The sequence below is a fragment of the Paenibacillus sp. ALJ109b genome, assembly GCF_010747435.1.
Lineage (GTDB): Bacteria > Bacillota > Bacilli > Paenibacillales > Paenibacillaceae > Paenibacillus > Paenibacillus taichungensis.
In genome coordinates this window covers 32,446-56,863 of sequence record NZ_JAAIFP010000003.1, presented here as the reverse complement: position 1 = coordinate 56,863, position 24,418 = coordinate 32,446, and the positions used below count along the sequence as shown (strand labels likewise).

Annotated in this window: 23 protein-coding genes; 12 read left to right on the top strand and 11 right to left on the bottom strand. The window is 47.6% G+C overall.

What is annotated here, in order from left to right:
• Positions 1 to 80: 80 nt before the first annotated feature.
• Positions 81 to 1,589 carry a DUF6359 domain-containing protein gene (locus G3352_RS02995; protein ID WP_240342910.1) on the bottom strand — a complete coding sequence of 503 codons (1,509 nt, stop codon included), beginning with the start codon at positions 1,587 to 1,589 and terminating at the stop codon, positions 81 to 83.
• A 226-nt stretch (positions 1,590 to 1,815) separates the two neighbouring features.
• Positions 1,816 to 1,971, bottom strand: a complete 156-nt coding sequence (locus G3352_RS30795; protein ID WP_205524678.1) for a hypothetical protein — start codon at positions 1,969 to 1,971, stop codon at positions 1,816 to 1,818.
• Between the two features lie 279 nt (positions 1,972 to 2,250).
• On the opposite strand from G3352_RS30795, the gene G3352_RS30790 reads away from it, so the two are divergent.
• Together G3352_RS30790 and G3352_RS02985 are read left to right on the top strand one after the other, a co-directional pair.
• On the top strand, positions 2,251 to 2,406 hold the full coding sequence (locus tag G3352_RS30790; protein WP_175382069.1) for a hypothetical protein: 156 nt from the start codon (positions 2,251 to 2,253) through the stop codon (positions 2,404 to 2,406).
• A gap of 87 nt (positions 2,407 to 2,493) precedes the next feature.
• Entirely contained in the window at positions 2,494 to 3,024 is a 531-nt protein-coding gene (locus G3352_RS02985) for a GNAT family N-acetyltransferase (RefSeq protein ID WP_163753649.1), read from the top strand.
• A 131-nt stretch (positions 3,025 to 3,155) separates the two neighbouring features.
• Here G3352_RS02985 and G3352_RS02980 read toward each other — a convergent pair whose 3' ends face one another.
• The gene (locus tag G3352_RS02980) at positions 3,156 to 4,226 is read right to left on the bottom strand and encodes a serine hydrolase domain-containing protein (RefSeq protein ID WP_163753647.1); all 1,071 of its coding nucleotides are present in this window, start codon (positions 4,224 to 4,226) and stop codon (positions 3,156 to 3,158) included.
• Positions 4,227 to 4,509: 283 nt separating this feature from the next.
• On the bottom strand, positions 4,510 to 5,286 hold the full coding sequence (locus tag G3352_RS02975; RefSeq protein ID WP_240342906.1) for a Crp/Fnr family transcriptional regulator: 777 nt from the start codon (positions 5,284 to 5,286) through the stop codon (positions 4,510 to 4,512).
• Between the two features lie 383 nt (positions 5,287 to 5,669).
• On the opposite strand from G3352_RS02975, the gene G3352_RS02970 reads away from it, so the two are divergent.
• From G3352_RS02970 to chrA, 8 genes are all read left to right on the top strand, one after another.
• Positions 5,670 to 6,101: a GAF domain-containing protein gene (locus tag G3352_RS02970; RefSeq protein WP_163753645.1), complete on the top strand. Its 432-nt coding sequence runs from the start codon at positions 5,670 to 5,672 to the stop codon at positions 6,099 to 6,101.
• A 215-nt stretch (positions 6,102 to 6,316) separates the two neighbouring features.
• Positions 6,317 to 7,927: a helix-turn-helix domain-containing protein gene (locus tag G3352_RS02965; protein WP_163753642.1), complete on the top strand. Its 1,611-nt coding sequence runs from the start codon at positions 6,317 to 6,319 to the stop codon at positions 7,925 to 7,927.
• 168 nt (positions 7,928 to 8,095) lie between these two features.
• On the top strand, positions 8,096 to 9,043 hold the full coding sequence (locus G3352_RS02960; protein ID WP_163753640.1) for an ABC transporter substrate-binding protein: 948 nt from the start codon (positions 8,096 to 8,098) through the stop codon (positions 9,041 to 9,043).
• Positions 9,044 to 9,164: 121 nt separating this feature from the next.
• On the top strand, positions 9,165 to 9,815 hold the full coding sequence (locus tag G3352_RS02955) for a response regulator (protein ID WP_163753632.1): 651 nt from the start codon (positions 9,165 to 9,167) through the stop codon (positions 9,813 to 9,815).
• The gene (locus G3352_RS02950; protein ID WP_163753630.1) at positions 9,808 to 10,920 is read left to right on the top strand and encodes a PAS domain-containing sensor histidine kinase; all 1,113 of its coding nucleotides are present in this window, start codon (positions 9,808 to 9,810) and stop codon (positions 10,918 to 10,920) included. The genes G3352_RS02955 and G3352_RS02950 overlap by 8 nt, the downstream gene beginning before the upstream one ends.
• A 280-nt stretch (positions 10,921 to 11,200) precedes the next feature.
• Positions 11,201 to 11,695, top strand: coding sequence for a chromate efflux transcriptional regulator ChrS (chrS, locus tag G3352_RS02945; RefSeq protein WP_163753628.1), 495 nt, complete (start codon positions 11,201 to 11,203; stop codon positions 11,693 to 11,695).
• 12 nt (positions 11,696 to 11,707) lie between these two features.
• Positions 11,708 to 12,295, top strand: coding sequence for a chromate efflux transporter ChrB (gene chrB / locus G3352_RS02940; protein ID WP_063566299.1), 588 nt, complete (start codon positions 11,708 to 11,710; stop codon positions 12,293 to 12,295).
• 3 nt (positions 12,296 to 12,298) lie between these two features.
• Positions 12,299 to 12,844 (top strand): chromate efflux transporter ChrA, encoded by a 546-nt coding sequence (gene chrA / locus G3352_RS02935; protein ID WP_163753626.1) that lies wholly within the window; start codon positions 12,299 to 12,301, stop codon positions 12,842 to 12,844.
• A gap of 203 nt (positions 12,845 to 13,047) precedes the next feature.
• Here chrA and G3352_RS02930 read toward each other — a convergent pair whose 3' ends face one another.
• Entirely contained in the window at positions 13,048 to 15,387 is a 2,340-nt protein-coding gene (locus G3352_RS02930) for an Ig-like domain-containing protein (protein ID WP_240342904.1), read from the bottom strand.
• A gap of 243 nt (positions 15,388 to 15,630) precedes the next feature.
• On the opposite strand from G3352_RS02930, the gene G3352_RS02925 reads away from it, so the two are divergent.
• A complete protein-coding gene (locus G3352_RS02925) occupies positions 15,631 to 16,251 on the top strand; it encodes a class I SAM-dependent methyltransferase (RefSeq protein ID WP_163753622.1) in 621 nt (206 codons plus the stop codon).
• 156 nt (positions 16,252 to 16,407) lie between these two features.
• On the opposite strand, the gene G3352_RS02920 is transcribed toward G3352_RS02925, so the two are convergent.
• The 3 genes from G3352_RS02920 to G3352_RS02910 all read right to left on the bottom strand — a co-directional run bounded on the left by G3352_RS02920 (position 16,408) and on the right by G3352_RS02910 (position 21,569).
• Entirely contained in the window at positions 16,408 to 17,550 is a 1,143-nt protein-coding gene (locus G3352_RS02920) for a glycoside hydrolase family 88 protein (protein ID WP_205524677.1), read from the bottom strand.
• Between the two features lie 83 nt (positions 17,551 to 17,633).
• Positions 17,634 to 19,526 (bottom strand): glycosyl hydrolase, encoded by a 1,893-nt coding sequence (locus G3352_RS02915; protein WP_163753620.1) that lies wholly within the window; start codon positions 19,524 to 19,526, stop codon positions 17,634 to 17,636.
• A 114-nt stretch (positions 19,527 to 19,640) separates the two neighbouring features.
• Positions 19,641 to 21,569, bottom strand: a complete 1,929-nt coding sequence (locus G3352_RS02910; RefSeq protein WP_163753618.1) for a heparinase II/III domain-containing protein — start codon at positions 21,567 to 21,569, stop codon at positions 19,641 to 19,643.
• 238 nt (positions 21,570 to 21,807) lie between these two features.
• Between G3352_RS02910 and G3352_RS02905 the strand changes: the two genes are divergently transcribed.
• The gene (locus G3352_RS02905) at positions 21,808 to 22,224 is read left to right on the top strand and encodes a hypothetical protein (protein WP_240342903.1); all 417 of its coding nucleotides are present in this window, start codon (positions 21,808 to 21,810) and stop codon (positions 22,222 to 22,224) included.
• Positions 22,225 to 22,333: 109 nt separating this feature from the next.
• On the opposite strand, the gene G3352_RS02900 is transcribed toward G3352_RS02905, so the two are convergent.
• The 3 genes from G3352_RS02900 to G3352_RS02890 form a co-directional block, all read right to left on the bottom strand.
• Positions 22,334 to 22,561, bottom strand: coding sequence for a KGG domain-containing protein (locus G3352_RS02900; RefSeq protein ID WP_163753616.1), 228 nt, complete (start codon positions 22,559 to 22,561; stop codon positions 22,334 to 22,336).
• 177 nt (positions 22,562 to 22,738) lie between these two features.
• Positions 22,739 to 23,395 carry an SGNH/GDSL hydrolase family protein gene (locus G3352_RS02895; RefSeq protein WP_163753614.1) on the bottom strand — a complete coding sequence of 219 codons (657 nt, stop codon included), beginning with the start codon at positions 23,393 to 23,395 and terminating at the stop codon, positions 22,739 to 22,741.
• A 197-nt stretch (positions 23,396 to 23,592) separates the two neighbouring features.
• Positions 23,593 to 24,396 carry an NAD-dependent epimerase/dehydratase family protein gene (locus G3352_RS02890; RefSeq protein WP_163753612.1) on the bottom strand — a complete coding sequence of 268 codons (804 nt, stop codon included), beginning with the start codon at positions 24,394 to 24,396 and terminating at the stop codon, positions 23,593 to 23,595.
• Between the last annotated feature and the right edge of the window lie 22 nt (positions 24,397 to 24,418).

Here is a 24,418-nt window from a genome sequence, read left to right as displayed (position 1 = left end):
CGGGCATTTATGCAAAATAAAGCCTGTCCGCAATCGTGGCGGACAGGCCGATTATCCGTATATTTTCCTTACTACTTATCTTACTGAGCTTTGCCGTACGAACCTACCTTAAACGTTGTAGGATCGTACCATTTGTAGCCTGAAGCCGGTACAGCCCATGGCTCGGTTTGCGGCTCGGTAGAAGAGGCCGGAGCTTCAATCGCGAGCAGACTAGTCGGCGTATCCAATGTCAGTCCAGACACCTGAGACAGACTTGTATAGCTTTCTTTTACTGCAAGCCATTTCACGGTATTTACAAGGAATACACCGTCATTCACTTCTTTGAAGCCATCATACGTTGTTTTGGCAGCGCCTGTTTCTTCACGTAGATATTTTGGCGTAGCATCCTCAACAGGTGAGGAGTCACCGATAAATGCCGCTTTACCTGCCCCGACCTTGGCGATCGCTGCGTAGGCTCCTTCAGCTCGTCCACCGCCATTATATACACCCTGATCTACCGCGTTGCCCCATTTGGATACCCCACTAGGCACATACACCAGACCTTTAGCTTTGTTCGGGTCAATAATAGCAAGTGTAGAACCTGCATGCATAGCTACTGCGCTCACACCAGTTGTAATGCCGAACGACTGTGAAGGTGCGACGATATCCGTGGCATTAACATCTCCCAATGCATTGTAGCGGAAACGAATACCGAAATTGGATGCCAACCAGTCGGAACTGGTCACGCCTTGCATGGCTGGAGATTCGGCTTCTGCTGACGACATGCCTTTGGCTGGATTCAAGAATGCACCACGGCGATAGCCGTTGAATACTTCGGAGGAATCCCAGCGGTTTTTGTTCCGATCTGCGTTATAGTGGTCGGCAATGAAGAAGACACTGCCACCATTCTGTACATATTGCAGCAGCGCAGCCTGCTCTGTCGCTTTGAAAGGCACGTTCGCTTCGCCGATAACGAAGACATCATAATCTTTCAATTTATTAAAGGTGATGGCTTGCTCACCGAAGGTATACGGGATGCTGCGATTCAGCTGATCCACGGTAAAGCCTGCGTTTCGCAAACCATTCGCAAAGTCCGAAAATGCCCCATCAATAACCCAGTCCGCAGCCCCGGCTGTCTGAGCATGCGAGTTGTCGAACAATACTTTCTTCCCTGTACCATCTGGCAGCGTTGTGCCTGGGTCAGGATCAGGATTGGTTGTTCCAGAGGAGAGTGCGATTGAGGTAGGATTCTTAACTCCGGCATAACTGTTGTATGCGCCAAGTGTTCCGGTTATGATAACCTTCTGCCCCACAAGATTCGGGTTGGTAGCCAGTCCATATTGCGAGCGGTACGACGCTGGAATCTGCACATCCAGCAGTTTCGCATTGGTCTTCTCTGTCGCTGAATCGGCAATCAGGAAGTTGAAATCATTGGCATAAGGAGATGTAAATTTGGCTGTAAGAGAACCGGTGGCATGTCCAACAATATATCCTTCCACCGTTGCAGTGCTTCCACCACTCTGGGCGGCGATGGCCTGAGATACCGTAAGGGGCGCTGCAGCTTGTACCAGACTTTGTGAACCCGGCCCCAGCAATGCCGTTGCCATCATGATGAAGATCAGGAATCCCCCGATCCAATGCTGCCATATCGCTTTCTTCATACTTGCCTTCTCCTCCTCATAATTACCTGATAATGGGTTATCCACCTTTAATTTAATCGTTCATATGATGAATTCCTCTTTCTTTTTGTAAAATGTTTGCAAAAACTTTTGGAAATTCCACCAATTGCCCATACTGGTTAACAAAATCCCAAAGGAGACCTGTATGATGAAGTTTCTATTTCTTCTGCTCCTGCTGATTGTTCCACTGATTATGGTATTTGTTGCGCTTCGCTCCCGGATGGTGACCCGCATTTTCCATGTACTTGCCCTGCTCTGCTTCTATAGTGCAGCGACTGTCATTGCTGGTGATGTGTACGCTACGAATGCCCATATGACGACGTTCACTACAGAAATTCACCATTTCCTTTTGAATGGATGGTTCCTTTATCCGTCTGCATACCTGGGTGTGTACGTTCCCTATCTACTGTGGATGAGCCTTTTTTCAAAAAAAAGTTGAGTACATTCGAGCCTTGGCATTGCATTTTGCCATCGTTCATTGCATAATGATAATATAACTGTGATAATGATTATCATTCTTGAGCCTGTCTCAAGTCTTCTGCCTACTGTACATGACTTAACGATTTTATAGATAAAGGGGAACGAACATCGAATGAATACAACTCTGCAAAAGGCTGATCTGCAGCTTGACGATTACTTGGATCTTCTGAACCTGGCAACCAACCTGGGTGACACCAAATGGCAAAAGGAAATTATTCGCAAGCTGGCTTATACTTATCCCGCAGTTCAATGTAAACAACCACAATAGCATGCTTATACTTACATAGCTCGTAACCCATTCTTTACACGAATCGGTTATTGGGCTATTTTTGTTTTATATAGGAGGGGAATAGCTATGCAATTGGAGACCGAACGGCTCATCATCCGGGATATTCTGGAGACAGACTGGGAAAGTATACATAGCTACACATCCATGACAGAAGTTACTCAGCATACGGCATGGGGACCTAATACGGAAGAAGATACGCGAGATTATGTGGAATTTGTGCTGAATTCACAGCAAACACAACCACGAGAGGGCTTCGAACTGGCGATATGCTTGAAAAAGGAGGGCATCCTGATCGGCGGTGTTGGCCTTCACATCGAAAAGACGAACGCTGAGATCGGTTATGTGCTCAATCCCGTTTATCAGGGGAAAGGGTATGCTGTCGAAGCAGCCCGAGCCATGCTTGGTTTTGGCTTCAATACACTTGGCGTACACCGGATTTATGCAAAATGCCGCCCTAACAACAAGGCTTCAGAGAACGTTATGCAGAAGATTGGCATGCAGCGTGAAGGTCTGATGCGAGAGCATTGGTTTTACAAAGGGGAATATCATGATTCGTGTCTATATTCGATTCTTGCAAAGGAATATATAGGTGAGTGAATACCCTGATATGATGCAGGAGGGCGTTAGCATGTCCTCCTTTATATCATAAATTAGTTATCTTGGATTAGAGTCATTAACCATAAGATAACCACCTAAGGATTTAGGTGGCTAATACGTATCGTTTCCCGTTACTTTAATGACGTTTCACTCTGCATGATTTCTTCCAATATTTTTATACCTGTAGAGTCTATCATCTTTCCTTGAGAAGGCTCTTTTTTTGTAATCCATTTTATGAGTTGAGAAACATAATGATCTATAAGAGAATTCGAGAAAAAAGAATAATTGGATAGCAATACAACTCCTACACGGAGTTCCTTATTGAAAGCTAGATAACTATTAAAACCAGCTGAACCCCCGTTATGCCAGAGGATACCTTTATCTAGAAGATTATCCTCACCCCACCCAAAATAACGGTTTGAATTTCCGATCGATATAGGGAGATGACTTTTTTGTAGTGTAGAGGCTATCGGATTATCATCATTTAGATTAGCTTGGACAAATAAACTCAAATCGCTAACAGATGACTTAATTCCCCCAGCTCCTACATGTATAGAAAGATCCCAATGAGGGACTCTTTTCCCAGATGAAGCATGTCCATTCAAAAACCTGCTATTCTTTTCTGAATCAAGCATAACGGCTGTCTCATTCATCTTTAATGGACTCGTTATATATTTTTTTAACAGTTCGTCATACGTACTTCCTGACACCTTACATAGTATGTATCCCAGTAAACCTACACCGATATTGGAATATCCAAACGAACCTATACTATCCGTGTAATCAGCATTAGATAAAAAAGCAGTTAAATCTTGCTCGGTATACATTGAATAAGGATTCGATCTTTTTTTAGCCAAATTGTGGTTGGTTGCCAATATAGGTAACCCAGAGGTATGAGTAGCAAGGCTTCTCAAGGTAATCTTATTCAAATAAACGTTTTCAACGTTTTGCACGAACTTACCAACACTGTCATCCGAGGATAGAAGTTTTTCTCTTTCCATTTCTAATAAAATTATGGATGTAAAAACTTTGGTTATGGAGCCGATCTCAAACAACTTATGCTCAGGAGGGATCAAACTTTTCTTTTTATTATTATCAAATGAATAGTATTCAACATCTCCCTCCCTAACAATCCCGATAACAAGCTGTAAATGTTTCTTATCTTTTGTGTAATCTGAAACAAAACTTTGTAAATCCATCATGGTAGAATTTACTCCTTTTTTATGATTCATTTATTACTCGAATGTTGAAATTACGTTGATCAACCTATTTTGGGCAAACCAAACTATGTATTCGTTTCCAATTCTTGATTTCCTGCCCCGTTAACTGAACCCTCTAAACTTTTTATTCAATACCACTGCTTCAATCCGCTCATATCACGCCAAAAAAAGCTGATCCCGAGTAAATCGGACATCAGCTTTTTTGATTTCTCCGTAACGACCCCAATCGCCATGGAAGGAAACAACCCTATTCAACTTGATTTCATTACAATCGGCACAACTCTACCGGGCAGCTTGGAAATGTAGGACATCCGCACATGCAGCGCAAGGCTGCCAGGTCACGAATCATCAGCTTTCCATCCACGGTGTCCAGCGTCCCCTGTTCTTTCCAGGCTCCCAACATACGCGTTACACTCTCCCGCGTGGCACCAATCATTTCCGACAACTCGGTATGATTCAGCTTCATGTCGAGTACGATGCCATCCGGCGTAATTCTGCCATACGAGTTGCTGGCGCGAATGAGCGTCGATGCGAGTGCACCTGCCTTGCCATAGAGCAAGAGGTCACGGAAACGCGACTGGGTGATACGCTGGGCGAGCGCCATCCATTGCAGGAATTTCAAGGCAAGGTCACCGTGTTTGCTGAGCACACTTTCCAACTCGCTGAGCGAGATGATCCCCAGCTCCCCTTTTTCTGCCATCTCTGCACTGTAGCTATGGGATAATCCGCCGATGCCACCAAACTCTCCAATCAGATCGCCGGTTTGCTGAATCGATAAAATGATTTCTTTCCCATCCTCAGTCGACTTGGTGAGCTTCACTCTTCCCGAGCGAATGTAGTACAGGTATCCGGCTTCATCGCCTTCCAGAAAGAGACTGTACCCCGACTTTACCCGTTTCGGCTGCATCTTCGCTTCGATCAAGCCCCATTGTTCAGCTGTCACGAACGAAAGGATTCCACCTGTCTCCCGTGTCATCTTGCTCGCCTCCGTCTGTTCTTGTTGTGTCGCCTGGGTTGTTCTTTCTGTAAATACCGTACCCATTACCATCGTCCCCCTCGGTGTTTCCTTATGTATCCATCATACCGCGAATATAGCGTGGGGGTTATCGGGGGATTACCTGAACCTCACGAAGAAACTCCCTGAATTTGCTGTGAGATAAATCACACTTATGAGGTGCCTTTACGACTCTACAATCGAAAAAAGCCTTGCTGTTCCTGGCCAGAATACCTGTCCATACACAGGATCAGCAAATTGCAGAACGGAAATAGGGGTTTTCCCTGAATTACAATACGGATAAAAGGGGCTACAATAGAAGCAGCAGCGAAATACCCTTATTTTAAGATTTCCCTGACCACAGGTTAACGATATTGATATTGATTACACCGTAACGTACGGTATGATTCCAAAAAAGGAAGTGTCCTCTCATGCATGATGAACTGCCATCTGGCATTCAGGAGATGATCGACGGCCTGCGCCTGAGTACCTCCAGCGATTTTTGCGGACTGGCCTGTCTGTCCGGTACGATGCTGCGCTGGAAGTATACATCCGGCGCCAGCAACGAACGGGTGAAACGCATGGAGATGCGTCCCGGACAAGATCTGGTTGGCACAGCGCTTCGAACTGGACGCACCGCTCTATCTGATGCACAATCCACCGGGGAGCATACACCCGGCCGTTGCCCGTTAATGCTTGCGGAGCGGTTGGTATGTGCCATAGCAGTGCCTGTGTTCCAGCAAGGAAATGTTCCTGGCGCCGTGTTGCTCCTTGGCAGCAGATTACCGTGTACGTTCTCACCGGAGATGGTCCGTCAGACCGAACAGGTCGCTATACAGCTGCAGCCAAAAGTGTACGGATAAAGACATCTGTCTGGAATATGCTAAGAAGTCTTGTTATTTCCTTACGGGAGTAACAAGACTTTTTTGATTATGGTTTATTCTTAGTTGGACAAGCGTTAATTAGTCACCTTGCCATCACTCCTCTGTGTACGTCGACGTCACTCTCACAGATTGGTATAATCGAGTCCATACATCGATATGTTCAAGATAGAACATACGGCTAGGAGGCTACAGATATGCTTGTACTGACAAATGCCAGTGTGATTCCTTGGGAAGCTGCACAGCAAACCGGATCTATTTCCATAGAATCTCCTTCCCTAGTGACTTGTACAGCCACGGTGAACTTCCAATATGGGCAGGTACATGGCGTTTTACATAAAGGCCAGACCCTTTTCCTGTATCCCCCATGCTCCCTGGAGCTTATACATACTCCGGCTTCTGCCTTCACGGTATATCATATCGGCTTTCTGGAATACAGATTAACGAAAGAGTCCCATGAGAAGCGTGTCTATGAACTTACATCAGAGAACTTGCCTGCACATGGATCAAAGACTGGAGCCAGTTCACAAGGGCTACGGATTCTTGCCATTATCCAGGAACTTACCGACAAACGTTCAGGCAGCATCCAGACCGAAGAAGCCCGATCCCATTTTCTACTGAGTGAGCTGCTTGAGTTGTTCAGGCTGGTGGTGAAACCTGCCACAGAAATGGTGGACAGTGTAATTCGGGATGCTCTTTACTATATTAATCATCACTATGGCGATCATCTCACCCGGGAAGACATTGCCCGCATGACCGGATTTAACGCAAGCTATTTCTCTAGATTTTTTCAAAAACAGGTGGGGCGCAGCTTCCAGGCTCATCTGACCCGAGTTCGGCTGGATAAGGCAAAGCAATACCTCCTATCCACACAGGCCACATTGAATGAAATTGCCTTGCTGGTAGGCTACGCTGACGGTTTATATTTAAGCCGCAAGTTTAAACAGTTCACCGGGATCAGCCCAAGTGAGTATCGATTGCAGCCACGTGCGAGACGGATTGCAACGGTTCAGTATACAGGGGATCTGCTTGCCCTCGGCGTTCAACCCGTTGCGGCCTCCTTTCTTCCCTGGGCCCTTTCTCCATTGATCCAGGATGAGCTGCATGACGTAATTGATCTGGATGAACATGGCGTGGAAGAATTACTGCGCGCTGAACCGATTGATTTGATCATCGCACCAGATTATCTGTACTACTTGCCGCACAAGCTTGAACAACTTGAACGTATATCCCAGGTTATTGTTCTCCCATGGAACCAACTGGATCGACTGGAGACGGTCCGTCTGATTGGCCGAATTGTAGGACGAGAACAGGCAGCTGAAGATTGGATCGAACATTACACAACACGGGCCAGAACGGAATCTGATCGACTAAAAGATTTTTTAAAACCCGGAGAAACCGTTGGTCTGTATGAGCTGTGGGAAGACGGCACCATTTGTATCTGGAATGCAACCGCCAGAGCAGCCTATAACGTGTATTATGGACTTCATCTTACTCCTCACCCCAACATCCTCCGTGATGTTTTGGAACCTGACAATCATCAATACATTGAAGAAGACCAATTAACAGAATATGCAGCAGATCATATGTTTCTTGTTCTTCCGGCACATGAAGGTGGCCTGTATCATGATTCAGCAGATAAACTTAGCGAGCGCCCGGGCTGGCGCAAGGTTATGAATAACGGAAATCGTCGCATATACCCTCTGCAACTGGAACAATTCTGGTGTAATGATGCCTTGTCTCTTGAGAAGCAACTTGAACTTATGGTAGACATCCTGATTCGGGAGAATAGCGTTAAGGCCAGGTAACATTTGTCCATGCTCAATGGGTCACATTTTGAGATAGACGATACTTGTGCACAAAAGCTACGATACATAGGAGGTTTTATTGAGAAAGATAATCATTATTGATTGGGGAGAAGCAGAATGATAGGGGTTAAATCAAAATGGTGGGCCGGACTCATAATCCTTTTACTTGTGATAGGAATTATTGGTTGCTCAGGCCAAGCGGAAGAAACAACAGAAAATAAAGCTTCCGCACCTGCCGTCACAGAAGAACAACCAGCGACAAGCGAAGCAGAAACACAGGTTATATCGACGGTTAACGGAGACGTTGAAATCCCCGTGAATCCTCAGCGTATCGTTACGCAAGGTTACCTTGCTGATTTTCTGGCACTTGGCATCAAGCCTGTAGGCGCGCCAGATTATGAGCTGGAAAGCCCGTATGTTCTTGATTTCGTTGAAGGCGTGGCAGACATTGGCCGGATTGACGGTGGATCAGTAGAGAAAATTTTGGCACTTCAGCCTGACCTGATCGTTACTGTAGGTGGAGATGAGAAGCTGAATGAGCAATATCGTAAAATCGCACCGGCACTCATCATCCCTTACGGAACATACGACAATGTCCATGAGGAGATCACCGCTTTTGGTGAAATTATTAACAAACAGAAGGAAGCCAAAGATTGGTTATCCCAATTCGAAATAAAAGTGAAGTCCGCCAAAGAGTCCATTCAAGGACTGGTCAAAGAAGGCACAACCTTCTCCAACTTCAGTCTGTTCGGCAAAGAATGGTACATCAATGGGGATGGTGTCAATCGCGGTGGACAAGCCATCTATCAACAGCTCGGACTGAAAGCACCAGACATTGTACAGAAAGAGCTCATTGATCAGGATAAAGATACCGTAGCGATATCCGAGGAAAAGTTGGCAGATTACGCAGGTGACTATATCTTCCTGGATTTGTCTAACGGAGGTTCACTGGATGAGGGCTCAGCCGTTTGGTCATCCCTGGACGCAGTGAAGAACAATCGCGTATTCAAGCTTGACGGAGAACGCTTCTGGCCCTATGATCCACTTGCCGTGGAAGCACAGGTTCAGGAAATTGCAGACATGATTAAGGAGCGTTTCGGTAAAACAGAGAACTAAAGTTTAGTTCCTCATGTCCGATATACAGAGAAAAGAAGCTATTCAGAGATTCCCCTCTGAATGGCTTTCTTTTTTGGTATGATAAAGAAAGAACTGTGGAACCGGACAGGAGGAAAATGATGTGATTCAATTATTAGTTGTCGATGATCATGTAGTTGTACGTTCCGGGCTGATCGCCCTGCTCGACGGAAAGAATGATATACATATTGTTGGAGACGCGGCCGATGGTGATGAAGCCATTGCCAAGGCACAAGAACTGAAGCCGGATGTGGTCTTAATGGATTTCAGCATGCCGCCAGGCAAAGACGGTCTGACCGCTACCGCTGAATTGAAGAAATTGATGCCGGATGTCTCCATTTTGATCCTGACCATGCATGACGATGAAGAATATCTGTTCCGCGCCATCCACGCGGGAGCATCCGGATATATTCTCAAAAGTGCGCCGCATGAAGAATTGCTTGCCGCTATTCGTTCCGTAGCAGAGGGTAGCGCCTATCTGTACCCAAGTGCGACCAAGCGGCTGATGAGTGAATACCTGGACAAAGCGAAGCAGGAGAACACCGGACCGTATGACACGTTATCCGAGCGGGAGAAAGAGATTTTGTCCTGGATTGCCAAGGGTTACGCCAACAAGGAAATCGCTGAACATCTGGTGATTAGTGTCAAAACGGTCGAATCCCACAAAAGCAATCTGATGGAGAAGCTCGGCCTTCGAACCAGACCGGAACTGGTGAAGTTTGCGATGAAAAAGGGGTTGCTGAACTTTGAGTAGCACACGTAAAAACAGACTTAGCGGATTTGCCGACCAACCTGTGCGTCAGTTATTAGAGGAAATCGACAGTCACATTACAGATACTGAATTCCGCAGCAGACTGAAAGGTTCTCTGCACCAGCTCAGTGATCTGAAGTTTGCCCTGGATGAGTCGTCCATTGTAGCCCTCACGGACCGCAAAGGAAAGATCCAGTATGTAAACGATAAGTTCTGCGAAATTTCACAATATAATCGGGAAGATTTGATCGGTCAGGATCATCGGATCATTAATTCGGGTTATCACGGCAAGAACTTTATGAAGAACCTGTGGGAAACCATCTCTTCCGGACGAGTGTGGAACGGAGAGATTCGTAACCGTGCCAGAGATGGCAGCCATTATTGGGTGAATACAACCATTGTGCCTTTTCTCGATAACGATGGTGAGCCCTATCAGTATTTGGCCGTTCGTAGTGAGGTAACCAAGTTGAAGCGGGTCGAAGCCGAGTTACAGACGATGATGACCCAGGTCATGAACATTCAGGAAGAGGAGCGGCGTCGCATCTCCCGCGAGTTGCATGACGGCATTGGACAGAGTCTCTTCTCCCTCGTCATTCAGATGGATCGTCTGCTGGCGGACCAACCTCAATCTGGTATGGAAGCACTGCGAAAACAAGTTACGGGCATTATGGAGGATGTACGCGGCATGGCATGGGAGTTGAGACCCTCCGTACTGGATGACCTTGGTGTCGTTCCGGCCATTCGCACGTATATCGAGAACTATACCCGGCACTACGGGATTGAAGTGGAGCTGGAATGTAATCTGCGAAAACGGCTGGAGATGAACCGGGAGATCGCCATGTATCGCATTATCCAGGAGGCGTTAACCAATGTAGCCAAGTACGCCGATGTGTCAGAAGCTCATGTGACGGTGGAAGATTCGGAAGAGGCAACCGTTGTGAGAATAGAGGACCGAGGCGCAGGGTTCAATAATACGACGGCTGGTAACGGCGTTGGTCTATTTAGCATGGAGGAGCGAGCCCGCGGAGCCGGAGGTACACTTGTAGTATCTTCGGAGCCTGGCGAAGGAACTGTAGTTACCTTTTGTCTACCCAAAACTGTTCATTAAGTCGCTTCAACCTGTACTTTATATAGAAGACTGTTTACGGATGTGCTCCGTGAACAGTCTCTTTTTCGATCCATACCTGTAGTATCCTGCTCCCATTCATCAACTCTGATTGGTAAAAATGACAAAATGAAAGCTCTGAATCGGATAAATTCAACATTTACAATAAATATATTGACTCCAATTACGATTCGTCATTAAAATATGAATGCTGCATACAAATTGTACGTAGATCCTATCATAATTTTTTATTCTATATAGTTAAAAAAAAGGATGGTCAATCATGTCAGAGAAACGCTCCTCCAAAGGGATAGAAATCCCGCAAATGCACAATCTGGATGCAATAGATCGTAAAATCATTGCCGCCCTTCACCAAAATAGCCGGATATCCTACACCGATCTGGGGGCACAGATCGGTTTGTCCCGTGTGGCCGTTCAGGCACGCATTAATGCTTTATCCGAAAAGGGAATCATTGAACGCTTCACCGTGGTTATCAATCCGGGCAAAGTTGGACTCCAGGTCTCTGCCTTTTTCAATGTCGATGTAGAACCGCTATTCCTGGATGAAGTGGCCGCGAAACTGGACGAAGAACCCGCAGTAACCAGCCTCTATCATATGACAGGCCCGAGCACCCTGCACATGCATGGTATTTTTGCAGATATGGAAGAGATGGAGCAGTTCCTGCTGGAGAAGCTCTACAAGATGCCAGGCATCGTCAAGGTAGAATCACAGCTGTTGCTAAAACGATATAAAAGCCGAATGGGCATGAGACTCTAGGAGGAAATCAGCATGAGTTGGAAAGATTACAACGGTCTCGTCATTGGGATGGTACGAACCGGAATTTTGGGATATGGCGGCGGCCCCTCGGTTATTCCGCTGATCCGTTATGAAGCCGTTACCCGCTATAAGTGGGTGAGCGATGATGAGTTTGGCGAGATTTTGGCCATTGCCAACGCTCTGCCTGGTCCCATTGCTACCAAGATGGCCGCGTATCTCGGGTATAAAACGAAGGGCGTGCTGGGTGCTATTGTGTCCGTCCTGGCCCATATTTTGCCGACGAGCATCGCCATCATTGCGCTGCTTGGTTCCATGTACGCACTGCGCGAATCGAAAATCGTAGCAGGCATGGTGGCAGCTGTTCGCCCGGTCATTTTTGTTATGCTCGGCATGATGGCATACGAATTCGCCAAGAAAGCATGGAAGGGACTCGGTACAACCTTTGCCGCCCTGTTCGGTGTCCTTGCATTTGTACTGCTGCAGCTGCTGGATATTCACCCCGGTATTGTGATTGCCGTCTTCCTCGGATATGGCGTCTTCCATCTGGATGTGGTCCAGCGTTTCAAATCCAAACGCGATTCCGACAAGGGGGTGTCCTAAGCGATGCTTCAGACATGGTGGGAATTGTTTTGGGGATTTTTTGTAGCCAATATCTTGGGATACGGGGGCGGCCCCGCCTCCATTCCTTTAATGCAGGAGGAAGTCGTCAACCACTACAAGTGGATGACCACCGAGCAATTCGGTGATGTACTCGCCATCGGCAATGCACTTCCCGGTCCAATCGCGACCAAAATTGCCGCATTTGTCGGTTATCAGGTAGCTGGCTGGTTTGGCGCATTCATCGCCAGTTTTGCCACGGTTGTACCTTCGGCTGTCGCGTTAATTCTGCTGCTTCGTTTACTGAACAAGCATCGTACTTCAACAAAGGTGAAAGGGATGACGTTGCTCGTACAACCAGTTATTGCTGTACTTATGATCTTACTTACATGGGAATTCGGTCAGGTATCCACCAATTCCATCGGCATTTGGCAGACACTGATCATTGCAGGGATCTCGCTTTGGGTCATGACCAAGACCAAGCTACATCCAGCCATCCTCATCGTTATTGCTTTCGCATATGGAGCGCTGGTTCTGTCTCATACGATGTAATTCATTGATTATTAAATTCGAGGAACGTCTTGGAACAATGTGTTTGTATATCCAATATGGATATATGCACAAGTGCCGGGGCGTTTCTTTTTTTGTATTGTTATTTCTCTTGTATTTTTCCCATTAAAAAAACGGTGATGCCAGCATTTAAGCTGTCATCACCGCACATAGAATTGCTTGATTTATCTTCGTACTTGAAGATATTATTTCGCTTCAACGACTACAGTTACTTTGGTTTTCACACCTGCATAAGTCACGGTAATGGTTGCTTTACCCTTACCATTAGCCTGAATGATGCCATCTTTCACCGATGCTGTCGCAATACGGGAAGATTTCCAAAGTGCCGGCTTGGATACGTTCGCTTCGCTGCCATCGAGATACGTTGCTGTAGCAACCAAGGTTACTTTGTCACCAGGCTTCATGGTCAGGGTTACTTTATCGGTTTGCAAATATTTCAGTGTATCTACATCGACTGCAATCGTTACCGTCTTGCTGCCGTACTTCGCTGTAATTTTTGCTTTACCTGAACCTGTCGCTTTTACTTTACCTTTGGTTACCTGAGCTACTTTGTAGCTGTTGGTTTTCCATTCTGCTTTGTCCGTGACATCACGCTCACTGCCATCGCTCAGATATGCAGTAACCTTAAGATCAGCGGAATCACCGGTTTTCAGGGAAAGAGCCGGTTCGGATGCTTCAATGCGTGAAATAACGTCCACTTCAACCTGAATGGTCACTTTGTTGGAACCATATTCAGCCGTGATATTGGCTTTACCGCTGCTGTTGGCAGTGATAACCCCTTTTTTCACATCGGCTACGCGGGAATTGCTTGATTTCCATGTTGCATCAGATGAAACATCCTTGGTCAAGCCATCTTCATCCGTTGCTGTGAGTACGATTTGCTGTGTTTCCTTGGAGGACAACACCACAAAGTTCACATCTGCCTCCAGCCCACTAGCCATGCCTACTTCAACAGGCAGAGTTAACGTTTTACCTTCAATTTTGGCTGTGATGGTTACTTTACCTGTTGCAATACCCGTCACGACACCTTTGCTGTCCACTTCAGCGAGTTTCTCACTGCTGCTGCTCCAATCCGCATCTTCAGACACGTCTTTGGATGTATCACCGTATACGGCCAATACTTTCACAGATAATGTACCACCAACGGCTACAGAACCTTTTTTCTTGTCCATTTCATACTTGTCCGGAACATCTACATTCACTGTGAATTTAACGGTTTTGCCGCCGTATGCCGCAGTGATGGTTGCATTTCCCGATTTATAGGCGATCAACTCGCCGCCAGATGCATATACAACATCCGCATTGCTGGATGTCCAAGTTGCTTTGGAAGTTACGTCTTCCGTACTTGCATCAATATATTCTGCATTGGCTACCAGTTTCTTGGTTTTGTTATCACCTGTAACGCTCATAGCCAGTTTATCTTCGACACCCGCAATATCCAGATATCTTGCCGTATCAACGTCAACCGTGATTTCCACCGTTTTGCCGCTATACGTTGCTTGGATTGTCGTAGAACCCGCACCAATCGCTGTAACTTGTCCCTTGAATACCGTCGCTACCTTCTCGTTGCTGGATGTCCATGTTGCTTGATCCGTTACATTCACATCAGCACTGTTCGGGTAAGAGGCAGTCAATACTACATTTGCTGTTTTATTGGACTCGCTCAAACGGAAGAAAATGCTCTGTTTCTCCACACTCAGTTTACTTGTCAGATCGACATCCACATCTACGGATACGGATTTCGTTCCGTATTTGGCTGTAATCTTAGCAGAACCTGCGGAGTATCCTGTAATTTCACCTTTTAATACATCTGCTACTTTTTCATTACTTGACGTCCACTCTGCCAGATCCGTTACATCTTTGGTTGTGCCATCTGGATAGGTGGCTGTCAATTTTACAGTTTCGCTTTTGTTCAACAGCAGATTGACCTGCTTCTTGTCCACATCCACACGTTTAACAACCTCAACGTTAACATCCACAGTCACACTTTGACTGCCGACTTTACCTGTGATGACAGCTGTACCGGCGCTTTGTCCAGTAACTTTACCATTCACAACCGTAGCCACTTTCTCGTCATCGGATGACCACTCAGCTACTTTGGATGCATCTGCATTCGTCGTATTATCACTGTAAGTTGCCGTCAAAATAATGTCTTTGCTATCCCCTGTACGCAAGTCCAGGGACTGCACGTTTTTGGAAAGAGCTTTGACCTTTTTGGTCACATTCACCTGAACCGTTTGACTCTGAGACAGATACGAAGTTGTAATGGTTGCCGTACCTTCCTTTTTGGCAGTAATGGCACCATTATATACAGTCGCTATCGAAGTATCACTGCTACTCCATGAAGAACTGATTGTTACGTTAGCCGATGTATTATCGGTATATACTCCTGTCACCGTAACCGAACTGGAATCACCCACTTCGAGCGACAGCTCATTTTTGGAAACTACAATTTTGGACAGTTCTTTATCTGCCGCAGCGGCCAAGCCTACGTTGGAAATACTCAGCACCAATACCAGCATCATCACCATGTACTTGGTCAATCTTGGCTTTAACATCATTTCCCCCCGATTCTTATCATTTTGTTCCTTAGTTTAATGTCGGCAAGTTCTTTCCAGATGTTTAGACTTTCAGGGAATTTTCAGGGGAATTCGTGGGAATTGATTCATCCGATCTATCGAATTTCAAATGATTCATACCTGCAAATATTACGCATAACCTATGTATAGTCACTATTTTGAATTCATTTATATGATCGGGGGAGAAACATGAGTCAGCCTTTTGACTACAAAGGATACTGGGAACAAACGTATAGCTCAGGCGAGACATCCGGAAGGGGTTCGTATGGCGTACTGGCTGAATTCAAGGCAGAGGTCGTAAATGGACTGATACAGCGTGAGGGTATTTCCAGCGTCATTGAATTTGGATGCGGGGATGGCAATCAACTTCAATATATGAATTATAATACGTATCTAGGTGTCGATGTAGCCGGTTCGTCGGTGCGTCTATGCGCCTCCAAGTTTGCTAACGATACCTCCAAGAGTTTCATGTTATATACTCCCGGTCTATGGATTAATCGCGGCTTCCTGCAAGCTGATCTCACCGTCTGTCTGGATGTACTCTATCATATTACGGATGAAACTGATTTTCGCAATACACTCTACGACATTCTGCACTCTACGTCAGAGTGGGTTGTGTTGTACACTCGTTTGAAAGAAAACGGTAATCCAGGGGTTAGCACCATTCAGGACCGAAATATTTTTGATTATCTGTTCGACTATCCCGAATTCAAAGTACATGAAATTATTCCTCAGCGATATCCCGACCAATCCTCGGCCGACTTTGTCATCATAAGACGCACACCCGGCATCGAAAATAAAACAGACTGATACCGAGGGTGTGCTCCGCCTCCAAAACAGGAATACCCTTTCCCACTAGGAGGCAGGCACACTCGAACGGCTGTATGGTGGGATGCATACTCATACCCCCTCACGCATACTCGCCGCTTGAAATGTGACATTCCTGATTCCCTGATTCTCGTTTCTCTAAAATAAACCCGGACGCCCACGCAGCTTCGCCAGCGCCTCCATATAGAAATAATCGCCGTATATAATCGGCACATTTAAGCCACGACCCTCTGGATAATGCACCGTGCCCTGCATGATCAGACCTTCTTCCGCTGCCGTCTCACCGGAGCTGTAGTTCTCATGCAGCCCACGGAGGATACGCTCTGCCGCGGCTGCATATTCCTCGCCGCGCGGCGACAGCTTCGCCAGCTCCAACAGTCCGCTTGCGGCAATCGCTGAAGCGGACGAGTCCCACGCCACCTGATGCTCGGCAGGTGCGCGGAAATCCCACACCGGCACGATCTCTTCGCCAAGCATGGCGAGGAAGAAATCGGCCGCTCGCTCCGCTGTCTCCAGATAGCGGGCTTCGCCCGTATACCGGAAAGACAGCGCAAACCCGTGCAACGCCCAGGCGGTACCCCGCGCCCAGGCCGAACCTGGCGCATGGCCCTGCCCGCCATGCTCCTGCAGCTTCTGCCCCGTGAGTGGATCGAACTCCACCACGTGGCAGATGGACCCGTCAGCGCGGACGAATTCGCGCGCCACGGTGTCCGCATGCGCTTCCGCCAGGCAGCGGAAGCGCGGGTCGCCGCTCTGCTCGGATGCCCAGAAGAGCAGCGGCAGGTTCATCATGCTGTCAATGATGGCTACGCCCCGCGTATCCATGGTTGACGAGCTGAAGTTCCAGGCGCGGATGAATTCACCGCGCACGTTAAAGCGGGCAGCGAGCAGATTGGCGGCGAGCATTCCCCGCCGCCGGCCATCTGCGCTGCCGGTCTGGCGGTAGTTGGCTACGCCACTAAGCAGCCAGATGAACCCAAGATCGTGATCCACCGATTCGGGATCACGCAGACAACCTTCTAATTGCCGCTCACAACTTTCGGCAATGCGGGATAACGGAGCGAAAGCTTCGTTTTCCGGCGACTCGCCATAGACGAGCCATAACAGCCCCGGCCAGAAGCCGGCAGTCCACCATTCGGGATCATTCCGGTCATATATGCCCTGCGGGGCAGTGTGCGGAAATGTATCCTTAATGCGCTGCGCGTTGCGAATCGTTTTGGCCGCTCCTTGCCGCCAGGCTTCTTCCAGCCATTTCATTGATGTTGATGTATTCACGAGCATTGCCTCCTCTTTTCAGATCCTTTTCGTATCCATTTCCTTGCGCTCACGTTACGTCTCTTCATATATTATTTAGCGGCCTCGCCTCATTTGCCCAGACGAACCGTAAACGTAATCTTCTGACTGCCGCTCACTATCATTCGAGCTTCCTTTAACACACCATTGCGAGAAGCCACCATATGGTCTTGAAGGTGAATTTCTGCTCCTTCATCAAGCACGGTTGATTCCACGTAGGCACCACAGAACTCACTGCGAACATGATCACCGGAGACTGTGATGACAGCCTGCTCCTCACCGTCGCTGAACATCAGCGGTATGACCGCTCCGGCCGCTTCAATCTCTCCCTCGAACTCATATGTGACCGTTAATAAACCCGGTTGCTGCGTATAGACCGTCCGAAGTGCCTGTAATCCGACCAGTGGGCCGACCCAGTCTACTGTGAATGTGTTGGTTTCCTGCGCCTGATCCTGTATTACGTTGAAAACGACAGCTCCCCCGCCATCGGAAGGGTTGATCCCTGCATCCCGATCATAATCGAAACCGGACGGAATACCTGCGGACAGGCTATACCACTGTCCATCCGGTGTTCGCCAGGCTGGACAATAACTGATCGCCTTCGTTTCCCCCTCCGAAAATTCGGTGAATCCAGACTCGGCATGTCCAGCAGCAGCGGGACCAATGAGTCCCGGAAGCCCCTGCTGATGAATCCGCACCAATCCGGGCACCGTATATGGGTCATTCAGAGCCGTATGTAATACGATTTGCTGGCCCGGTACTGAAGCCGTGATCGTCTCGAACCAGCCATCCATTTGAAGGACTCGACTACCAATCTCGGACGGAATGGGCAATTCAGCCACTTCATCCCCGGGATCGCACAGGTATGCATTGGCTAGTGCCGCAACCGTCCACAGGTTATAACACGTATGGTTGGTATATATCTCGTATCCGTGGCGAACTTCCGGAGCATAGCGATTCCGAACGATATTCAAGCGGCCGTCCTCCATTTTCCACCGATCCACGGCTGCAAAACACAGATTGGCTGCACGCGCAAATACACCTGCCATAATGGGATCACCGATCTGCTTCGCAGCTGAGGCATGACTGGAGAACACGTACGCAGCCGCAGCTTCATTCCATTGATGCTGTGAGCTGCGTCCTCGCGGAGGAATCTCGCCCAGCGGTGATAACGTCAGAAGCGAAGTGAACGCCCCGCGCCGGATGGACTCATCCAGTGAAGACGCACAGCTCTCGTCATATCCGGCATCCAGCATAAGACCCAGGTGGTAGCGGGTAGCGATATCATACGCGAGTGGACTATTTGGCCGATCCAGTGGACCATCCTGATACAGGCCCAGCCCTGTGAAACGCGGCAGATGGTATCTCTTCAGGTACTGATCCATCCATTCGATCCCTTCACTCGCCAGCTGCTCGCGGTAGCGAAGATATTCACCCGAGATCATGATGGCATTCCAGTTAATCATCCGGTTCGGATTATTCATTTTGGACATTGTAAATACATACGTTTCTTCCGGTTGAATCTGTTTCAGCCCCGCTGCCCATTGAGTCGCTTGTTCAGGCATCAGCGGCTGGAGCAGCACGTAGGCTCTAAGCATAAGTATGGGAAAGAAGTCGGCATGATTGTCCGGAACCTCGCCACGAACAACCAGTGAGATACTGTGGGTCAGCGCTGCCGAAGCTGAAGAGAGCAGATCAGTTCTTCCCTCTTTTACCAGGACCGCAGCTGCAAACGCATACGCGGGGGTGGAATAATAGCGTTCGCGGCCAGAGAAGGGGTCCACAACGGCACCGTTCTCCTGCTGATATACTGAGTAGGCACGTACAATGTCTTCGATAAGTGCTATTTTACGCGATCGATCCCATCCGCTAGGTTCTGCAAGATTGGCCTGCTCTGCGTCTGTTCGGAACCTTTCCAGTTCACTTTTCCATGGATATGCTGAATCCGATGTATACGCTAACAAAACAAATCCCCCTCATTTCCGATCCCAACTTCCATGTGAGATTGAAGTGGTTCGAGTCGTTTTCAGGTCCCCGGTACATTAATCCGTATTCGCCTTCACTTCTGATTTCTGTTCTTACTTTGGATGTATGAAGAATTTCAATCTGCACCATGTCTCTTTTACCGAGTGGTTCCGGGAATCCCCCTCTTTATTTGCCGTTTGCCGCAAGGATAATGCCGCCCGATAAAATTTCAGGGACAGGTGATCGTGATCTACTGTCTCTAGCTCTTCCACTTGTGCATCCCAGAGGTCAGCATCATAATGCATCGTCACTACAGCTTTGTTCCCTTCCCACTGGACCAATGCTTCTCGTATAACAGGATTAATTCGACTAATAAAATACTCAACGACTGGCGGGTTTTCAATCAGGTGCTCTTCTCTACACGTATCAGAAGGTTGCTGCCACTGATAATAGTCTTCAAGGAAAAGCTCCGCTTCGGAGGCTGCCGGCAGACAGTTCCAACTCAAACGCCTGGTAAACCTCTCCAGTGTCGGAGCTTCTGGGTAAGCCGACGTCAAATCGAATGCAGCCTCTATCCCCTGCGGAGATGATCGCTTGATGTGCAGTACTTTCGCCTCCGCTTGCCGTCCGGATTGCTGACCCGCTCCTTCGATGACCGGAACACTATGCCCCTGAGAGCCAATTTGAAAAATGCTTTCCCGCCCAGGTTCGAAATAGGCCTGACTATACTCGCCTGATCCTGGGTCACAGAGAATGTTTTCACCTCCGCCATGAAGGATAAAGTGTCCCAGATCATTATGATTATGGGGCTCTGCGTTATGACCGCCCTTTACCGCAAAGGCTGCAGTCATTTCCTTTTGTTCTCCCGTTACCAGTACTCCTCTGGCTATCCCCCACGACAGGTTCTCCAGATAAACTGGGGCTGCCGGCAACTCTGCTTCACTTTCCTTTTTATATACAGCCGGATTACTCCAAAGTATATTACGCAAAGCATGAGCCCATCGGCGGCAGGGGTCCTCTGTCAGAAGCGGAATACGAACCTCCAAGTTTACTTGAACCTGCTGTCGCTCGGATAAAAGAGAAAGCAGGCCAGGCGGAATGGTCTCCCGCTCGCGACTGTCCGAAAAATTGACAAACGCCCCGCCTGACAAGTGAATATTTTCGGGGAAAGCAGCGATCGCTCTCGTTTTGGGATCGGACAGCATATCCAGTTTTCCGGCACTGAATATTCTCAGCATCTCTGCAAAATACGTATAAAAACCGAACCCGTAAACCCAGTAACCTACACCTTCAGCACATCCCCCATCCATCCCATAACCTCTCAAAAAAGCATTCATGGAATGAACCGTCTGCTGCACTGCCTTTGCCCTAAGTTGCTCATCTTCCAACAGAAGGAGAGCCGCAATCCCACAGCCGCCGCTGCAAACCGCTGACCAGTTGTGGTCCGCGTTCTCCCAACCGTATGTCTGCTGCTCTCGATACAACGGGGTGAAGATCCTGCACTCTATCTCAGCCCGCATCATTCGCAACACACGCGGGTCTAGAACGTCATTTAACATGACGATCATCTCCGAGAGCGTTTGCGCTGTTTCTGCAGCGAACAGATCGATGTGTTGTCTTGCGCCCGCTTCTTTCCCTTCAGGTACATGAGCGGACAGACACCAGGTTTGTTCGTTACAGACACTCCAGATCAGGTCCTCCAGCAATTTTAGACGCTCGGCTGATGGCGATGCCGCGGCAAGTAATCCCAGTGCAGCGAGCCTCCCGCGCCGCTCGAAATATGCCAGTTCATATGCTTGGCGTTCACCTGTCTCCCTGAATTGACGATATAGGGAAAAGGATAGTTCAGGCAGGTTCTCCGTATTCGCTTTCTGCTCATATACTCTTAGATCTGACCAGAAGGAAGCATAGTCGGGATCATTCAACATGTCAGCCAGTCTGTCTTTCCAACGACAGATGTACTCCATACCACTACTTGTTCCATGCCTCATGGCCGCAATAATATGATCAGCCGTCCACTTTAATCCAGGGTGAATCGTCATGAGAATTCCTCCCTAATTTTGTAACCGATTTCATTTTAGCCCATAGTCTAGTAAAAATGAAGGGAGTTCGGATTAATGTTGTATAAAAAAATAAATCATGAAAATAAATGAAACTTTTCAGAGGTTTTTCTCGTAAAAGGGTTGTCGGTACTCAACTCATGGCATATGTATTTCATTCCATTATGAGGACAGGTGAACCATACTGAATAATGAATTATTTAATCAGGCTGTAATCGAGTTGCTGCATCGCTCGAACAGCCGCGCGCTTGTCGAAATTGAATCCCATTTTCCGGACAATCGCCTCGTCGGCGGCAAATATCACATGGGGAGTCATACCGTGTATTTATACAAGAAAGAGATTATGGAGCAATGTCGAATGTTATTTGGCTCGCTGGCTCCGCTACAGGCCTATATTTATGTCATTCTAGCTCATGAACTGGGTCACGCCGAGGATGTGGAATTGATGGATCTGTCCAACCTCCTCGATAGTCCACTTACGGCTCCTGAGCTAGCTGAAACTCGGCTGCGTATCGAGGAAAATGCCTGGCGTTATGCAGAGTCCCTGCTATTTGATATGGATCCCGTTTTCTTGCGTACCATCATTGATGAATCCCTGTTCAGTTATCGTCAAGCGATTGAACCACATATTGCCTAACCTGTTTAGTGCACAGCTTTAACAAAACAACAAGGCCAGAGTCACCCTTTTCCACAGGTGAGATCTGGCCTTGTTTGCTTAAACTATATTATGCTTCTATATCAATCGATTAGTTTTTCCGATTACGGGACCGAGCTTGTCCGCCCTTGCGTCCTGCTTCTTCACGGCTCATTTTTCTATCTTGATCATCGTTTCCATCATTGTTGCCACGGGTGCTTCCGCCCTCCCGGCCAATCTCTTGATAGAATTCGCGGTCATGGGATTTCGAGGTTGCTTCTCCACCCTTACGTCCTGCTTCTTCACGGCTCATTTTTCCGTTTTGGTTATTTTGTGCCATTTTGAATTCACTCCTTATCGGGTATTGAGTATAGTGTGCTACGCTTCTTAATTACCCTCTCATTTGGGATTAAAACATATAAATTCTAAATATGTCATTTTCACTTATATATTATTTCTTTTTATTTTGTTATGTAAAAAAGAGCAGAGGATCTGTACAAGACCCTCTGCTCCATTATTATTGAATTTTAAGTGGACTGCCCTGTACAACGGACAGCCACTGACGTGCAATCAACTCATGACCCGCTGCAGTTGGATGCACACCATCCCATAACCAGTAGGCTGCGTCAGCTTGTTCGAGAGCATCGTTGAACGTTTGCTGCAAAGGTACCCAGACCGCCCCGAACTCACTTGCGAGTTCACGGACCAGATTTTGATACTGCCCGATACGCTCCTGCCAAGTGTCCCAAAGCTCCACTGTAGCTCCGGTTTTAAGAATGAACGGCTCCATTAAAATCAGATCGGTATTCGGCATTACTTCCCGTGTTTCCTCCAGCAAATGACGATATGCACGTCCAAGACGATCCGTCACTCCACTAGGTTCGCCATTCATGGTACGCCATGCATCATTAACACCAATTAGAATACTAATCAGATCCGGCTTCAAACTAAAAGTATCCTCGTTCCAGCGTGCATATAGATCGGAAGCGCGGTCCCCGCTAATTCCTCTGTTATAGAATGTTGGCTGCTTGGCTGCCAGTTCCACACCTAGTTTGCTTGAGATCAGATACGCATAGCCATGCCCGAGAAAATGATTCGGATCGTCATTGCGCGATCTTCCCCCGTCTGTAATGGAGTCTCCCTGAAAAAGTATAACGGATGAATGTTTACTCATAATCAAAACCGTTCCTTCCTGTATGTAAAATGAAAACCTCAACCCTTCAGTCTCCATTTTATCCCTTTCGGACGCAATAGAAAATAGCGTTTTCAGAACGATAGTTATCAGTTAACTCTCCGCGCTGTACTGCCCACAATGTCACCCGCAGTTCTCTACGTCTATGAGACGTTTCAGGTCTTTAAGATTCCAGGATTTCAGGATTTCGGGTCCTTCGCGACATATCCTCCGCCCTGATATTCCGTCTCATCCTGCTTATCCGGCGCTCCCTTACGTTTCGCTTCTTCCCATAGCTCTGCTGCATCGTCCTCCGGGCGGTACCCAATCTTCTGTGCCAGATATCCAATATCATAATAATTATCCGTATTCGCTGATGTTCCATATAGATTAACATACTTCATGCTCGAATCCGCCTCAATGCAGCACTGAGCAAGCTGGACCATATCTCTGGGAGAGATCCAAATGTGTGCGGAACGCTCAGAGTGTGGATGTGCATCGCCCGAGAAGTTACCTATTCGAATATTGAATGACGACAAGTCATATTTATCCACGTAATATCGCCCAAGCAGCTCTATATAACATTTGCTGAGCCCATAGAGACTGTCTGGCCGATATGGATCATCCACTTCGATATTTTCTCCTGTTGGATAAAACCCTGTCGCATGATTTGAACTCGCAAAAATAACCCGCTGTACACCGTTCAACCGTGCAGCTTCATACACATGGTAAGCCCCTGTTACGTTGATCGGAAGGACTTTACCCAGAAAGTCTTCTTCATCCTTGGCCCATGCAATATGCAGCACCGTCTGAACACCCTGCATCAGCTCTTTCAGTCGTTCTCCGTCGGTCACATCCATCGCTACAATGCCTGCTTGAGGATCATCATGAAGATCGGCAGCCACAATGTCATACTTGCCCTTTTCCCTCAGTCCCTCCAGCAGACTGCGACCAATGACTCCCGCTGCTCCAGTAATCAAAATTCTATGCTTTGAGTTGCTCATGGATTTAGCTCCCTTCGCTCTA

Excerpts from the sequence above, each read along its gene's own strand:
- G3352_RS02995 (WP_240342910.1), bottom strand. The coding sequence starts at position 1,589 with ATGATGGCAACGGCATTGCTGGGGCCGGGTTCACAAAGTCTGGTACAA.
- G3352_RS30795 (WP_205524678.1), bottom strand. The coding sequence starts at position 1,971 with ATGGGCATTCGTAGCGTACACATCACCAGCAATGACAGTCGCTGCACT.
- G3352_RS30790 (WP_175382069.1), top strand. The coding sequence starts at position 2,251 with ATGAATACAACTCTGCAAAAGGCTGATCTGCAGCTTGACGATTACTTG.
- G3352_RS02985 (WP_163753649.1), top strand. The coding sequence starts at position 2,494 with ATGCAATTGGAGACCGAACGGCTCATCATCCGGGATATTCTGGAGACA.
- G3352_RS02980 (WP_163753647.1), bottom strand. The coding sequence starts at position 4,226 with ATGATGGATTTACAAAGTTTTGTTTCAGATTACACAAAAGATAAGAAA.
- G3352_RS02975 (WP_240342906.1), bottom strand. The coding sequence starts at position 5,286 with ATGGGTACGGTATTTACAGAAAGAACAACCCAGGCGACACAACAAGAA.
- G3352_RS02970 (WP_163753645.1), top strand. The coding sequence starts at position 5,670 with ATGCATGATGAACTGCCATCTGGCATTCAGGAGATGATCGACGGCCTG.
- G3352_RS02965 (WP_163753642.1), top strand. The coding sequence starts at position 6,317 with ATGCTTGTACTGACAAATGCCAGTGTGATTCCTTGGGAAGCTGCACAG.
- chrS (WP_163753628.1), top strand. The coding sequence starts at position 11,201 with ATGTCAGAGAAACGCTCCTCCAAAGGGATAGAAATCCCGCAAATGCAC.
- chrB (WP_063566299.1), top strand. The coding sequence starts at position 11,708 with ATGAGTTGGAAAGATTACAACGGTCTCGTCATTGGGATGGTACGAACC.
- chrA (WP_163753626.1), top strand. The coding sequence starts at position 12,299 with ATGCTTCAGACATGGTGGGAATTGTTTTGGGGATTTTTTGTAGCCAAT.
- G3352_RS02930 (WP_240342904.1), bottom strand. The coding sequence starts at position 15,387 with ATGATGCTGGTATTGGTGCTGAGTATTTCCAACGTAGGCTTGGCCGCT.
- G3352_RS02925 (WP_163753622.1), top strand. The coding sequence starts at position 15,631 with ATGAGTCAGCCTTTTGACTACAAAGGATACTGGGAACAAACGTATAGC.
- G3352_RS02920 (WP_205524677.1), bottom strand. The coding sequence starts at position 17,550 with ATGCTCGTGAATACATCAACATCAATGAAATGGCTGGAAGAAGCCTGG.
- G3352_RS02910 (WP_163753618.1), bottom strand. The coding sequence starts at position 21,569 with ATGACGATTCACCCTGGATTAAAGTGGACGGCTGATCATATTATTGCG.
- G3352_RS02900 (WP_163753616.1), bottom strand. The coding sequence starts at position 22,561 with ATGGCACAAAATAACCAAAACGGAAAAATGAGCCGTGAAGAAGCAGGA.
- G3352_RS02895 (WP_163753614.1), bottom strand. The coding sequence starts at position 23,395 with ATGAGTAAACATTCATCCGTTATACTTTTTCAGGGAGACTCCATTACA.
- G3352_RS02890 (WP_163753612.1), bottom strand. The coding sequence starts at position 24,396 with ATGAGCAACTCAAAGCATAGAATTTTGATTACTGGAGCAGCGGGAGTC.